At 64.3% G+C, this 13,111-nt stretch carries 16 protein-coding genes; 4 read left to right on the top strand and 12 right to left on the bottom strand.

The features are described 5' to 3' along the window. Positions 1-12 precede the first annotated feature (12 nt). Positions 13-717, bottom strand: coding sequence for a GGDEF domain-containing protein (locus tag Q7U29_RS06165; protein WP_304739548.1), 705 nt, complete (start codon positions 715-717; stop codon positions 13-15). 166 nt (positions 718-883) lie between these two features. On the opposite strand from Q7U29_RS06165, the gene purE reads away from it, so the two are divergent. Then, positions 884-1,372 carry a 5-(carboxyamino)imidazole ribonucleotide mutase gene (gene purE, locus Q7U29_RS06170; RefSeq protein WP_304739550.1) on the top strand — a complete coding sequence of 163 codons (489 nt, stop codon included), beginning with the start codon at positions 884-886 and terminating at the stop codon, positions 1,370-1,372. Continuing rightward, the gene (locus Q7U29_RS06175; RefSeq protein ID WP_304739552.1) at positions 1,369-2,469 is read left to right on the top strand and encodes a 5-(carboxyamino)imidazole ribonucleotide synthase; all 1,101 of its coding nucleotides are present in this window, start codon (positions 1,369-1,371) and stop codon (positions 2,467-2,469) included. The genes purE and Q7U29_RS06175 overlap by 4 nt, the downstream gene beginning before the upstream one ends. A 12-nt stretch (positions 2,470-2,481) precedes the next feature. Here Q7U29_RS06175 and aqpZ read toward each other — a convergent pair whose 3' ends face one another. Next, entirely contained in the window at positions 2,482-3,204 is a 723-nt protein-coding gene (gene aqpZ / locus Q7U29_RS06180; RefSeq protein ID WP_304739554.1) for an aquaporin Z, read from the bottom strand. 248 nt (positions 3,205-3,452) lie between these two features. Here aqpZ and rpsU point away from each other — a divergent pair, with 248 nt between their 5' ends. Both rpsU and Q7U29_RS06190 read left to right on the top strand, forming a co-directional pair. After that, on the top strand, positions 3,453-3,758 hold the full coding sequence (gene rpsU, locus Q7U29_RS06185; protein WP_079564913.1) for a 30S ribosomal protein S21: 306 nt from the start codon (positions 3,453-3,455) through the stop codon (positions 3,756-3,758). 286 nt (positions 3,759-4,044) lie between these two features. Beyond that, on the top strand, positions 4,045-4,512 hold the full coding sequence (locus Q7U29_RS06190) for a tetratricopeptide repeat protein (RefSeq protein WP_304739556.1): 468 nt from the start codon (positions 4,045-4,047) through the stop codon (positions 4,510-4,512). Between the two features lie 21 nt (positions 4,513-4,533). Here the strand turns inward: Q7U29_RS06190 and Q7U29_RS06195 are convergent, their stop codons facing one another. From Q7U29_RS06195 to Q7U29_RS06240, 10 genes are all read right to left on the bottom strand, one after another. Then, positions 4,534-5,514 (bottom strand): hypothetical protein, encoded by a 981-nt coding sequence (locus tag Q7U29_RS06195; protein ID WP_370691702.1) that lies wholly within the window; start codon positions 5,512-5,514, stop codon positions 4,534-4,536. A 153-nt stretch (positions 5,515-5,667) separates the two neighbouring features. Then, complete coding sequence (locus tag Q7U29_RS06200; protein ID WP_304739558.1) at positions 5,668-5,952, bottom strand: cupin domain-containing protein; 285 nt, start codon at positions 5,950-5,952, stop codon at positions 5,668-5,670. Between the two features lie 52 nt (positions 5,953-6,004). Continuing rightward, entirely contained in the window at positions 6,005-7,339 is a 1,335-nt protein-coding gene (locus Q7U29_RS06205) for a sodium:proton antiporter (RefSeq protein ID WP_370691705.1), read from the bottom strand. 83 nt (positions 7,340-7,422) lie between these two features. Beyond that, the gene (locus Q7U29_RS06210) at positions 7,423-8,520 is read right to left on the bottom strand and encodes a calcium:proton antiporter (protein ID WP_304739562.1); all 1,098 of its coding nucleotides are present in this window, start codon (positions 8,518-8,520) and stop codon (positions 7,423-7,425) included. A 60-nt stretch (positions 8,521-8,580) separates the two neighbouring features. Then, a complete protein-coding gene (locus tag Q7U29_RS06215; protein ID WP_304739564.1) occupies positions 8,581-9,390 on the bottom strand; it encodes an alpha/beta hydrolase in 810 nt (269 codons plus the stop codon). 17 nt (positions 9,391-9,407) lie between these two features. Beyond that, on the bottom strand, positions 9,408-10,805 hold the full coding sequence (locus tag Q7U29_RS06220) for an NAD(P)(+) transhydrogenase (Re/Si-specific) subunit beta (RefSeq protein WP_304739566.1): 1,398 nt from the start codon (positions 10,803-10,805) through the stop codon (positions 9,408-9,410). A 54-nt stretch (positions 10,806-10,859) separates the two neighbouring features. Beyond that, positions 10,860-11,177 (bottom strand): proton-translocating transhydrogenase family protein, encoded by a 318-nt coding sequence (locus Q7U29_RS06225; protein ID WP_304739568.1) that lies wholly within the window; start codon positions 11,175-11,177, stop codon positions 10,860-10,862. A gap of 11 nt (positions 11,178-11,188) precedes the next feature. Continuing rightward, a complete protein-coding gene (locus Q7U29_RS06230; RefSeq protein WP_304739570.1) occupies positions 11,189-12,316 on the bottom strand; it encodes a Re/Si-specific NAD(P)(+) transhydrogenase subunit alpha in 1,128 nt (375 codons plus the stop codon). A gap of 134 nt (positions 12,317-12,450) precedes the next feature. Next, complete coding sequence (locus Q7U29_RS06235; RefSeq protein ID WP_304739572.1) at positions 12,451-12,603, bottom strand: aa3-type cytochrome c oxidase subunit IV; 153 nt, start codon at positions 12,601-12,603, stop codon at positions 12,451-12,453. A 97-nt stretch (positions 12,604-12,700) separates the two neighbouring features. After that, positions 12,701-13,105: a type II toxin-antitoxin system death-on-curing family toxin gene (locus Q7U29_RS06240; protein ID WP_304739574.1), complete on the bottom strand. Its 405-nt coding sequence runs from the start codon at positions 13,103-13,105 to the stop codon at positions 12,701-12,703. Positions 13,106-13,111: the final 6 nt, after the last annotated feature.

Consider the following 13,111-nt stretch of genomic DNA (forward strand, 5'->3'; position numbering starts at 1 on the left):
GGAAAACGGCCCTTACGTCTCGTGCCGCCGTTGCGCCTTGCGCACATACATCGCGCTGTCGGCCGCTTCCAGCGCGCGGCCGGCCTCGGCATGAGGGCCGAGGATCGCGACGCCGGCGGAAGCGCCCGCGGTGACGCTGCGGCCGCGAAAGGTGAATGTCAGCTGGTCGATGGCTTGCTCCAGCGCCGCCGCCTTGGCCTTGGCGTCGGTTTCGCTCAGGTTCCACAGCAGCAGCGCGAACTCGTCACCGCCGAGCCGCCCGACCATGTCGGACGAGCGAATCTGGCGCAGCAGCACTGCCACGATCGCCTTGAGCACCTGATCGCCCGCGGCATGTCCGAAGGCGTCGTTGATCGGCTTCAGGCGATCGACGTCGAGCACGATCAGCGCGCCGCTGGCATGATAACGCTTGATATAGGCGATCGCGCGGTGGAGCTCGCGCTCGAAGCCGCGCCGGTTGGGAATATCCAGCAGGAAGTCGATATCAGCGGAAGCCTGCAGTTCCTCGATCCGCGCCTGCGCCTTGGCCAGCTGGGCCCTGAGCCGGCGAACGGCCCGCCTGGCGTCATCCGGCGGCGCGGCCGCCAGCGCCTTCGCCGGCCTGGCGCGCTTGGGCGCTGCCTTGGGCGCTGCCTTGGGCGCGGCCTTGCGCGTCGCCGCAGGGGTTTTGCGGCGTTTCACTGGAACTGGAGCGGTTGTCCTGGTCTTCTTTTTCATGGGGCATCCCTGATCAAGGCTTGCCGGAATTCACCAAGACAGGATAGTCCATTCCAGATCCCTTGCCATGGCATGGCCAGACCTTGGCCAGACCCAATTGGCCAAACCTTGGGGCCGCCCCTATAATCCGGCCTATGCTTTTGGATTCCCGAAAAGAATTGACCTTATGACCGCCCCCGTCGCCATTATCATGGGAAGCCAGTCGGACTGGGACACCATGCGCCATGCCGCCGACACCCTGGCCGCGCTCGGGATACCCTGCGAAAAGCGCATCATCTCGGCGCACCGCACTCCGGACCGGTTGTTCGCCTTTGCCAGGGGCGCCAAGGCGGCCGGATTCAGGATCATTATCGCCGGCGCCGGTGGCGCGGCCCACCTGCCGGGCATGGCCGCGTCACTGACGGAACTTCCGGTGTTCGGCGTTCCCGTCGAATCCAAGGCGTTGTCCGGGGTCGATTCGCTCTATTCCATCGTCCAGATGCCGGCGGGTGTTCCGGTCGGGACGCTGGCGATCGGCAAGCCCGGCGCCATCAATGCCGCCCTGCTCGCCGCCAGCGTGCTGGCGCTGAACGACCCCGACCTGTCGGCCAGACTGGCCGCCTGGCGCAAGGCGCAGTCCGAGGCGGTAGCCGAGCGCCCGGAGGGTTCTGCGTGACGGCCTCCCATCGGGTGAAGCTGAAGCCCGGCGACACCATCGGAATTCTCGGCGGCGGACAATTGGGCCGGATGCTGGCGATGGCGGCGGCGCGACTCGGGCTGCGCTGCCAGATTTTTTCGCCCGACCCGGATTCGCCGGCCTTCGACGTCGTGCTGAACGCCACCTGTGCGGAATATGCCGATGTCGAGGCGCTGGAGCTGTTCGCCAACGACGTCGGCGTCATCACCTACGAATTCGAGAACGTGCCGGCCGCCACCGCGATGGTGCTGGCGGCCCGGCGGCCGGTATTGCCCACGCAGAAAATCCTGGAAACCACGCAGGACCGGCTGATCGAAAAGGATTTTGTCAGGAAGCTCGGCATCGGCATTGCCGACTACGCCGACGTATCCTCGGTCGAGATGCTGCGCGCCGCGATCGCGCGCATTGGCTTGCCCGCGGTGATAAAGACCCGGCGTTTCGGCTATGACGGCAAGGGCCAGGCGATCATCCGCGAAGGTGACGACATCGCACAGGTATGGGAGGACCTTGCCACCCGATCGGCGATCCTCGAGGCGTTCATTCCGTTCGAGCGCGAGATCTCGGTGATCGCCGCCCGCTCGGCCGACGGCCAGGTCGAATGCTTCGACGTCACCGAGAACGAGCATCGCGACCACATCCTGAAAATCTCGCGGGCGCCGGCCGATATTCCGGAAGCGCTGGCGGCACAGGCGCGCGGCATCGCCGAGACCATCGCCAGCGCGCTGGATTATGTCGGCGTGCTCGCGGTCGAGATGTTCGTGGTGCAGGGAGAAGGCGGGCCCAGGGTGCTGGTCAACGAGATTGCGCCGCGGGTGCACAATTCCGGGCACTGGACGCTCGACGGCGCGTCGATCTCGCAGTTCGAGCAGCATATCCGCGCCATTGCCGGCTGGCCGCTCGGCAAGCCGGTCCGTCACGGCCCGGTCACCATGACCAACCTGATCGGCGACGATATCAACGACTACGAGCAGTGGTTGACCGTGCCCGGCGCCACCGTGCATCTCTACGGCAAGGGTCCGGCGCGACCGGGCCGCAAGATGGGCCACGTCACGCAGGTATTTCCGCGCGAAAAATAGCCGCCTGCCGAATTAGGCCGGCTTGCGTCCCTCGACGACGCCGGCCGGCTCGTCGCTGATCCAGCGATAGATCACGCCGCCCAGCACGCCGCCGATCAGAGGCGCCAGCCAGAACAGCCAGAGCTGCGCCATTGCCCAGCCGCCGACGAACAGCGCCGGTCCGGTGCTCCGCGCCGGATTGACCGACGTATTGGTGACGGGAATGCTGACCAGATGGATCATCACCAGCGCGAGGCCAATGGCCAGCGGCGCGAAGCCCGCGGGCGCCTTGCCATGGGTGGCACCCATGATGATGAACAGAAACATCATCGTCATCACCACTTCCATGATGAAGCACGCGACGAGGCTGTATTGGCCCGGCGAATGCGCGCCATAGCCATTGGAGGCGAAACCCTTGGCTACGTCGAAACCGGGGGCGCCGCTCGCGATCACATACAGCAGCGCCGCGGCGGCAACCGCGCCGACCACCTGCGCGATCACATAGGGCAAGACCTGTCCGGCCGGAAAACGACCGCCGGCGGCGAGGCCCACGGTGACAGCGGGATTGAGATGACAGCCGGATATGTGGCCGATGGCATAGGCCATGGTCACGACACTCAGCCCGAACGCCAGCGATACGCCGACCAGACCAATGCCGACCTGCGGAAACGCCGCGGCGATCACCGCGCTGCCGCAACCTGCGAAAGTCAGCCAGAACGTCCCGATCGCCTCGGCGGCATATTTCTTTGAATTCATGACCTCCTTCCTCCTGTTAGGCTAGAACCTGGGCAGGGCGCGTTAAGGGGCAATGAAGGCTGGGAGCCGATGTTGAGGCGCTTTATCAGGGGCGATTCGGGCCATTTTCGGTATTAATCCCCTTCCCCGCAGGTGGACATTGCCGGCTTTGTCTGGTACATCCGCGCGCTCAGGGCTAAGGGCTTGGCCTTTCGCCAGCCCCTCGCTTTACCAGAATTCAAATCCGATCAATTGAAAGAGGATGCCGCGTGCAGGTTCTCGTTCGCGATAACAATGTCGATCAAGCCCTCAAGGCGCTGAAGAAGAAGATGCAGCGCGAGGGTATTTTCCGCGAGATGAAGCTCCGCGGCCATTACGAAAAGCCCTCCGAGAAGAAGGCCCGCGAAAAGGCCGAAGCCGTGCGCCGCGCGCGCAAGCTCGCCCGCAAGAAGCTGCAGCGCGAAGGCCTGCTGCCGATGAAGCCGAAGCCGGTGTTCGGCGCCGGTCCCGGCGCGGAACGCGGTGGCGCCGGCGGCCGTGGCGGCCCGGGTGCCGGTCCGCGCGGACCGCGCTGACTCGTCGCACAGATTTTGAGCCGAAAACGCGGGCCTTTCGGCCCGCATTTTTGTTTTGACCATGCATTTTGCGCTACGCCGGGCTACCAATACCGCGTTGGCCGCGCGGATATTTGCAACAATGGTCTTTCCGGTACTTCCCCCATTTCCCGGATACTGGCGTCTCGGCGCTCGCATATCGGCCCCGGTCGCATTGCTCGCGCTCGGGCTCGGCGGCTGCTCTTTTGACCTCGGATCATGGTCGTCAGCGCCCGAGAAGGAGGCCGCCCCGAAGGCGGAGCCAGCGGTGCCGGCCGTCGCGGGCGATGCGCACGGTCACGCCACACGCGCCCAGGCGCTGGCAAAGTCCGGAAAAACCGAGGAGGCGCTGGCCGAGTTCGACAAGGCGATCACCATCGATCCGCACCATGCCGAGGCGCTGTACAACCGTGGCCTGCTCTATCAGCGCGAAAGACAGCACCAACTCGCGGTCGACGACTTCACTTCCGCCAATGGCCTGACGCCGCAGCGCGCGGAACCGTTACTGGCGCGCGCCATCAGCTATCTCGCGATGGACAAGTTCAAGGAAGCCGCCACCGATCTCGACGAGGCGGTGCAGGCCGACCCGCAAAACGCACTGGCATGGACGACGCGGGGACAGGCCTATGAACGCCTCGGCGACAAGGACAAGGCCAAGGCCTCCTATGGCCGTGCCATCGCCATCCGTCCCAAGGACGACGCCGCGCGCAGCGGCCTGGCGCGCCTCGGCGGTTAGCTGGCCGCAACGGGCTTTGGGCTATTTCGGCAATACGACATGAAACACCGATTTGGCCGCCGACAGCACGTCCTCGGCCGTGCTGCGGGCCCGCGCTAGCGGCCCCGAACCCTCGACCCGCCCCACCGTTTCCGACGCCTCGGCCCGCAGGTCGAGCGGGGGCGACGGGATGTCGGCCGGCGGCGTCGGCCGGCGGGGACCGTCGTTCCGGGACGCCGCGGCATAAGGCGGCTTCAACTCCTGATATCCCGTCGTCGAATCGACGGACTCGTGGACAGGCGTCGAGACCATGATCGGCGGCGGCAGCGGCCGGACCGCAGGCGCCAACACGACACGGGGGGTATCCGGGATGCGAGCGACCTCCGGGACACGGGCCGCGTCCGGGGTGCGGGCGACTTCCTGCGGTCGCGGCGACCCATCGTTGGAACCGCGCAGGCGGTCAATCGCCGCGCGGGCCAGATCATTGGCGTCGCGACGCTCTTCCAGTGCGCTGGCGGCCTCGGCCGGCGCAGGCTGGGCAGGCGTCGATGCCACCACCGGCGCAGGCGCCGGAACGGTCCTGGCGGCAGTCCTTTCACGCGGCGCAAGCTGGTGCCGCCGTGTCTCGGCTGGAATCGAAGCGGTCTCCGCCGGCTTGTCGGCGACGTTCTCTCCGGACTTTTCGTGCTTCTCCTGGGCCTTTTCGGCGGCGGCCTTCTCGAGGATCGCCCGTTCCGAGATCCCCTTCGCCTTTACGCCCGGGCCGCGGGCGTTGCCGATTTCGACGGATGTGTCGGCTGTCTTGTCGGCTGACTTTTCGGTTGTCCTGGCATCCGCCTTGATGTCGGTTTTGGCAACTTCGGGCGCAGCCTTCGGATCGACGGTCGAAACCGCCGATGCGACCGGGGCGCTCGGGCCGGGCTTGCTGACGATGTAATGATTGACGATGTAGGCCCCGATGACGGTTGCTGCCACCGACGGCAAGATGTCCACCGCAAATTTCGCAAGATACTTTTTCAGCATACCGGAACTCCCCGCAGCTGATTGATGCGGGAACTTTGAGGCGCATTGAGGGATCAACTGCGACAGATCGGTGGCAATCGGCTGATCCTGCGTGACAATCCGTTCACGGCAGCGTCAGCCGGCGGCCGATCGTGAAGCCACCCGGCGGCGGGCTCAGGGCTTCAGCTCGACTTCCAGGAACACGATTTCGCTGGATGACTCGTTAAGCACGTCATGCTCGACGCCGGCCTTGCGGAAATAGGATTTTCCTGTCGCGAGTTGCGCCTTGGAGCGCTCCCCGTTGGGCGCCACGATGGTCATTTCGCCCGAGGTTACGGGAACGATGACATAGTCCATCCCGTGGGTGTGATGGCCGGTGGCGCTGCCCGGCGGCAGCCGCCACTCGGTGACCCGGACTTCTGGTGTATCGACCTGAACGTCTGATTGGGCGCTGAGCATTATCGGTCTCTCCAGCTCGCTGCGGACAAGCTTTCAAACATCCATAGCGCACTCACTGCAGCCTGAGAACAGGGGCAACCGGCAGAAAGGTCAGCAGCAGGAAAAACGGCACCAGGATAGCGGCCGCCCGCAGCAGGTAACCGAAGAAGCTCGGCATCCTGATCCCGCTTTGAACCGCGATCGCCGCGACCATGAAGTTCGGCGCGTTCCCGATATAGGTCAGCGCGCCCATATAGACGGCGCCCATCGAGATCGCCGCCAGGGTTCCCGAAAGCGCGCCCATCAACTCGCGCGCATCGCCGCCAGCGAGCTTGAAGAACAACAGATAGGTCGGCGCATTGTCGAGGAACGCCGACATCAGCCCGGTGTACCAGAAATAGGCGACCTCATGCGGCGTCCCGTCTCGCGCCGTCACCGCCGACAGGAGCCATGCGAAGAAGCCCTTCGGGCCGGCATCGAGCACGGCCAGTACCGGAATAATGACGATGAAGATGCCCGCGAACAGCTTGGCGACTTCCCTGATGGGTTCCCAACTGAACCCATTCGCCTCGCGATGCTCGTCCCGGGTCCACCACAACGACAGCAATGCGATCACGACCAGCAGCCCGTCGCGCACCAGATTCTGCAGTTCCAGCCTGGTGCCGAAAACATCCACCCCCAGACCCGGCCGCCAGTTTGCCGACACCAGAATGCAGCCGATGATGGCGGCTATCAGCACGACGTTGACGAGCCCGCGAACCCGAAGCGGCTGCGGTGGTTCGACGCGACGGTCGATCGGCTCACTTCGAAAGCGCCAAAAGTCGAGCACGACGAAGATCGCCAGCAGCAGTACCGCAACGATGGCGGTCTGGACCCACAGATTCCTCGTCGTCCAGAAGAAATCAACGCCGTTGAGAAAGCCGATGAAGAGCGGCGGATCGCCCAGCGGGCTCAATGCGCCGCCGACATTGGCGACGAGAATGATGAAGAAAACCATGACGTGAACGTTGTGGCGGCGCGAAACATTGGCGCGGATCAGCGGCCGGATCAGGATCATGGCCGCGCCCGTGGTGCCGACGATGCTCGCCATCGCCGTCCCGAGGGCGAGGATCGCCGCGTTGTTCCAGGGCGTCCCCCTGATATCGCCGCTGACGAGAATGCCGCCTGCGACGGTGTAGAGAGCGAACAGCAGCACGATGAAACTCAGATACTCGCCCAGCACCGCATGCGCGAGGGTCGCGAACATCACCTGACCGCCTGCAAACCACGCGATCGACGCCAGCGTCGCCGCAGACCATGCCGCGGCGATCTTGCCGTAATGGGCGTGCCACAGCTTCGGAAACAACAGCGGCCCGAGCGCGATCGACAGCAGCAGGCCGGCGAAAGGCAGCGCAAACGGCCACGTCATGGCCGCGCCATCGAGCGTGGCCGCGTCGGCGGCTTGCGGGAAGACGACAAGCAACGCGGCAGTGAGCGTCAGAACCAGCAGCTTCACGGCACGAATACCAGGAACACGAACACGGCAAACACCACCATGTGCACCAGACCGAACAGGATGTTGGTGCGGCCGGTGCCGAAGGTGAGCATGCTCAGGATGAAGGTCAGCAACAAGAGCACCATGCCCTGCGCATTCAGCCCTAGCACCAGTTGCTTGTCCAGCGCCCAGGCCGCCACCGCAACGGTCGGCACCGTCAGCCCGATGGTCGCCAGCGACGAGCCGAGCGCGAGGTTGATGCTCTTCTGCAGATCGTTCTTGCGGGCCGCGCCGATCGCGGCGACCCCTTCCGGCAGCAGGATCAGGAACGCCACCAGCACGCCCGCAAACGCCGGCGGCGCGCCGATCCGCACGCTGACGACATCGACCACGAGCGAGAATTTCTTCGCCAGCAGCACCACCGCCAGCAGCGAGACCAGAAGCAGCACGACGCTCAGGCCCAGTATCCGGTTCGAAGCGTGTGTCCCGCTCTCCGCGGCCTCGGCAGCTGCGCTGACGAAGTAATCGCGATGCCGGATGGTCTGGGTATAGAGGAACACACCGTAGAGAATGAGGGTGACGACACTGACAAAACCGAGCTGGCCGGCCGAATAGATCGGTCCCGAGGTGGTCATCGTATGGTTGGGCATGATCAGCGTGATGGTCGCCATCACGAACAGCACGCTGAGATACAGATTGGCGCCGGTGACCTGAAAATCCTGCTCGCGGTAACGCAGCCCGCCGATGAAGATGCAGATGCCGACCAGTCCGTTGCAGACGATCATTACCACCGCGAACACGGTATCGCGCGCCAGCGTTGGAACTTCCTTCTCGCCGAGCATGATGGTGGCGATCAGCGCGACCTCGATGATGGTGACCGCCAGCGTCAGCAGCAGCGTACCATAGGGTTCGCCGATTCGTTCGGCGATCATTTCCGCATGATGCACGGCCGCGAACACCGTGCCGAACAGGATGACCAGGAGGACAACCGCGAAAACCAGCCCGGCGGCCGAAGGCGTAAACGTAAAGCCCAGCGCGGTGGCGCCGGCGAACAGCAAAACCGCAAGGGCAGGAAAAATCCATGCCGATCGCGGCATCGGACCGTGCGCGCTCATACCGTCATCCCCAAGAATCCCAAGAACCTGCGAAACCGCGATGCATTCCGACCCTAGCATCTATCGCCCGCTCGCGGCCCCGATGAATTGCCGCACCGTTGCCGTCGCACCATAGGCGTCGAGATCGTTATGGCCGCCTTCGGGGAACCGGACGAACTGTTTCGGTTCCGGCGCCAGCGCGAACAGACGCTCGCCAAAGACAATCGGAATCGTTCCATCGCGGGCGCCGTGCATGAACAGCAGCGGTGCTTTCACCCTGGCAATGCGCTGGTCGGAGTGAAACGGATCCCGCATCACGAGGCGGACCGGGAAAATCGGAAACGCCGACGCGGCAACCTCGGCAATCGATGCGTAAGGCGCTTCCAGGATCACTCTGCCGACCGGCTGTTCCGCCGCCAGCGCCACCGCCACGCCGCTGCCGAGCGAAAAGCCCCAGACCATGATTTTGTCCGCGCTGTATCGCGCCGAGGTGAAGGCATAGGCCGCTGCGGCATCCCGCAGCAGCCCCTGCTCGCTCGGGTGTCCGCTCGATCCCGCATAGCCGCGATAGGACAGCGCCACGACGCCGGTGCCGCCAGCGATCAGTTCGCGAAAGCGACCGAACAAGCCGGCGAGGAAATCGCCATTGCCGTGAAAATAGAGAATGACGGGGTGTCCCGGCCTGGCCGCAAGGTGCCAGACGATGACCTTCTCGCCATCCTCCGTGCTCAGCAGATGTTCCTCGACGGCCGCAAAGCCGGCAGCGGCCGGCGCCGTGCGCTCGGTTTGCGGAACCGGAAACAGAAAGAACCGCTGCGCCAGGAACAGAACGGCAAGGCCGCCGAGATAACCGACCGAAACGACGATCAGGAGCCATTTCAGGACGGTCATGATTTCCCGTAACCGGCTTACATCCCCTTGACGATGTTCTCGGTCATCTTCTTGGCGTCGCCGAGCAGCATCATGGTGTTGTCGCGGTAGAACAGCGGATTGTCGATGCCGGCATAGCCTGACGCCAGCGATCGCTTGATGAACATCACGGTGCCGGCCTTCCAGACCTGCAGCACCGGCATGCCGTAGATCGGCGAGGTCTTGTCGTCCTCGGCCGCCGGGTTGGTGACGTCGTTGGCGCCGATCACGAAGGCGACGTCGGCCTGGGCGAATTCGGAATTGATGTCCTCGAGCTCGAACACCTCGTCATAGGGCACGTTGGCTTCGGCCAGCAGCACGTTCATGTGGCCGGGCATGCGGCCCGCCACCGGATGGATGGCGTATTTGACCTCGACGCCTTCCTTCTTGAGCTGGTCGGCCATTTCGCGCAGCGCATGCTGCGCCTGCGCCACCGCCATGCCGTAGCCGGGCACGATGATGACCTTCTGCGCATTCTTCATGATGAAGGCGGCATCGTCGGCCGAGCCCAGTTTCACGGGGCGCACTTCGCCGCCGCCCGCGCCTGCCGCCGCGGTCTCGCCGCCGAAGCCGCCGAGAATGACCGAGATGAAGGAACGGTTCATCGCGTGGCACATGATGCAGGACAGGATCGCGCCGGAGGATCCGACCAGCGCGCCGGTGATGATCAGCGCCGAGTTGCCGAGCGTGAAGCCGATGCCGGCGGCGGCCCAGCCGGAATAGGAATTCAGCATCGAGATCACGACCGGCATGTCGGCGCCGCCGATCGGAATGATCAGCAGGGCACCCAGCACCAGCGCGATGATGGTGATGAGCCAGAAGTCGAGCGCGCTGCCCGACATCACGAGGCCGACGACGAAGAATACCAGCGCCACCGCGAGCACGATGTTGATGATGTGACGGGCCGGCAGGATGATCGGCGCGCCGCTCATGCGGCCGGACAATTTCAGGAACGCGATCACCGAACCGGTGAAGGTCAGCGCGCCGATGGCGACGCCGAGCGACATTTCGATCAGGCTGGCGGCGTGGATCTGGCCGGGCTTGCCGATGTCGAAGGCTTCCGGCGCATAGAACGCACCGGCGGCGACCAGCACCGCGGCCATGCCGACCAGCGAGTGGAACGCGGCAACCAGTTCCGGCATCGATGTCATCGGCACCCGGCGCGCGATCACCGCGCCAATGCCGCCGCCGATGGCGACGCCCAGGATCACCAGCACCCAGGCGAGGCCGTCCGCCGGCGGGTGGCTTGCTATCGTGGTGGCGATCGCGATCGCCATGCCGATCATGCCGAAGAAATTGCCCTGGCGGGATGTGGCGGGACTGGACAGCCCTCGCAGTGACAGGATGAACAGCACACCCGCCACGAGATACAGTACTGCAGCCAGATTGGCGTTCATCTCAGGTCCCCTTTGTCATCGTCACCCCGAGGTGCACGCCGCTCGCTCGTCATTTCACTTGGCCTTCTTCTTGTACATCGCCAGCATGCGCTGGGTGACAAGGAAGCCGCCGAAGATATTCACACAGGCAAAGATCAGCGCGACGAAACCGAAGCCCCGCGCCCAGCCGCTGCCGCTTGAGATCATGGGAACGCCGACCGCGAGCAGCGCGCCGACCACGATCACCGACGAGATCGCGTTGGTCACCGACATCAGCGGCGTATGCAGGGCTGGGGTCACCGACCACACCACGAAATAGCCGACGAACACGGCGAGCACGAAAATCGAAAGCCGGAACACGAAGGGATCGACGGCCTGCGCGATATGATCCATGGCGGCTCTCCTCAAGCTTTCGGCTGAAAATTCGGATGAATGACGGCGCCGTCTTTTGTCAATGCCGTGGCTTTGACCAGTTCGTCGTCCCAGTTCACCGCGAGTGCCTTGCTGGCCTTGTCGACCAGCGTTTCGATGAAGTTGTACAAATTGCGCGCATAGAGGCTCGACGCCGAGGCCGCGACGCGGCCCGCGACATTGGTGTAGCCGACGATCTTGACGCCATCGACGTCGGCGACTTCGCCGGCTTTCGCACCCTCGACATTGCCGCCACGCTCGACGGCGAGATCAACCAGCACCGAACCCGGCTTCATCGACTTCACCATCTCGGCGCTGATGAGTTTTGGCGCCGGGCGGCCCGGGATCAACGCCGTGGTAATGACGATGTCCTGCTTCTTGACGTGCTCGGCGGTGAGCGCGGCCTGCTTGGCCTGATATTCTTTCGACATTTCCTTGGCATAGCCGCCGGCGGTCTGGGCGTTCTTGAACTCTTCGTCCTCGACTGCAAGAAACTTGGCGCCGAGGCTTTCGACCTGCTCCTTGGTGGCGGGACGCACGTCGGTGGCGGTGACGACGGCGCCCAGCCGCCGCGCCGTCGCGATCGCCTGCAGGCCGGCGACGCCGACGCCCATCACGAACACCTTGGCGGCCGGAATGGTGCCTGCCGCGGTCATCATCATCGGAAAGGCGCGGCCGAAGGCCTCCGCCCCCTCGATCACGGCGCGATAGCCGGCGAGATTGGCCTGGCTGGACAGCACGTCCATCGACTGGGCGCGGGTGATGCGCGGCATCAATTCCATCGCGAATGCCGCGACGCCGGCATCCGCCATCGCCTTCAGCGCCGCGTCATTGCCGTAGGGATCCATGATGGCGATCACCAGCGCACCGCGCTTGTAGCTGGCCAGCTCCGACGCCTCGGGCCGCTTCACCTTGATGACGATGTCGGCGTCCTTGAGCGCGTCCGCGCTGACGGTGGCGCCGGCCGCGGTAAATTCGGAATCCGGCAGGCCGGACTTGATGCCGGCGCCGGGCTCGATCGCGATATCGACGCCCAAAGCCTTGAATTTTTTTACCGTGTCGGGCGAAGCGGCAACCCGGGGCTCGGACGGATCGATTTCCTTGGCAACGGCAATCTTCATGGGGCCTCCGGCGGCGCGAGCAGCGCGCGCGCAAGCAAACTAGCGCTTATTGCGTGGGAATGGATACCCGGTTTTGCGACCGGAAGACGGGCAATTTATTCAACCGCCGCCGGATGGCGGCGATCGGGCAGCGATCAGGTCAGGAAAATCCCCATCATGGCAACGATGAAAATAACGGCAGCGGAGCCGTATTTCACCAGCATGATGAAGCCCTCATAGGTCTGCTCATGGGCCGGATAATCGTTGCCGTCAGCGGTCGTGTAGGCCACTTCGTTATGTTCTGCCATCGGTATCCCCAGTCAGGTGTCGACTCTGGCGTGGGAATTACCGCAAACCATCCGGAAGGGCAACGGCGGCGGGCGTTTTGTGCACCCGCGGCCGCCCTTACTTGCCGGCCCCGGCCGGCCAGTTGTCCCTGATCCAGCGGGTCAGGCTCTCCTCACTGACCTCGCCGGCGGCGAGGAAGAGGATGATGGATGTCGACTGCGCGCGCTCTGGGCTGAACGCAACGCCATTCTTGAGCAGAAAGCCCATCATGGCCATGAAGGCGATGCGCTTGTTGCCATCGACAAAGGCATGGTTTTTCGCCAGCCCGAATGCATAGGCTGCGGCAAGCTCAGCCATGTCGGGCTGTTCGTAACGCCATTTATTGACCGGACTTTCGAGCGCGGATCGCAGCATACCTTCGTCGCACAAGCCGGGCGCTCCGCCGAATCGACGTAGCTGACGGCTATGGATTGCGATGGCCTGCTCGCAAGTGATCCAAAGCGGCTCTTTCGGCTCGCTCATGTGAGG

The sequence above is a fragment of the Bradyrhizobium sp. genome (assembly GCF_030654605.1).
Taxonomy (GTDB): domain Bacteria; phylum Pseudomonadota; class Alphaproteobacteria; order Rhizobiales; family Xanthobacteraceae; genus Bradyrhizobium.

Bases quoted from the DNA above. Each gene is read 5' to 3' on its own strand.
- Q7U29_RS06165 (WP_304739548.1), bottom strand. From the start codon at position 717: ATGAAAAAGAAGACCAGGACAACCGCTCCAGTTCCAGTGAAACGCCGC.
- purE (WP_304739550.1), top strand. From the start codon at position 884: ATGACCGCCCCCGTCGCCATTATCATGGGAAGCCAGTCGGACTGGGAC.
- aqpZ (WP_304739554.1), bottom strand. From the start codon at position 3,204: ATGAATTCAAAGAAATATGCCGCCGAGGCGATCGGGACGTTCTGGCTG.
- Q7U29_RS06195 (WP_370691702.1), bottom strand. From the start codon at position 5,514: ATGCTGAAAAAGTATCTTGCGAAATTTGCGGTGGACATCTTGCCGTCG.
- Q7U29_RS06200 (WP_304739558.1), bottom strand. From the start codon at position 5,952: ATGCTCAGCGCCCAATCAGACGTTCAGGTCGATACACCAGAAGTCCGG.
- Q7U29_RS06205 (WP_370691705.1), bottom strand. From the start codon at position 7,339: ATGACGTGGCCGTTTGCGCTGCCTTTCGCCGGCCTGCTGCTGTCGATC.
- Q7U29_RS06210 (WP_304739562.1), bottom strand. From the start codon at position 8,520: ATGAGCGCGCACGGTCCGATGCCGCGATCGGCATGGATTTTTCCTGCC.
- Q7U29_RS06215 (WP_304739564.1), bottom strand. From the start codon at position 9,390: ATGACCGTCCTGAAATGGCTCCTGATCGTCGTTTCGGTCGGTTATCTC.
- Q7U29_RS06220 (WP_304739566.1), bottom strand. From the start codon at position 10,805: ATGAACGCCAATCTGGCTGCAGTACTGTATCTCGTGGCGGGTGTGCTG.
- Q7U29_RS06225 (WP_304739568.1), bottom strand. From the start codon at position 11,177: ATGGATCATATCGCGCAGGCCGTCGATCCCTTCGTGTTCCGGCTTTCG.
- Q7U29_RS06230 (WP_304739570.1), bottom strand. From the start codon at position 12,316: ATGAAGATTGCCGTTGCCAAGGAAATCGATCCGTCCGAGCCCCGGGTT.
- Q7U29_RS06235 (WP_304739572.1), bottom strand. From the start codon at position 12,603: ATGGCAGAACATAACGAAGTGGCCTACACGACCGCTGACGGCAACGAT.
- Q7U29_RS06240 (WP_304739574.1), bottom strand. From the start codon at position 13,105: ATGAGCGAGCCGAAAGAGCCGCTTTGGATCACTTGCGAGCAGGCCATC.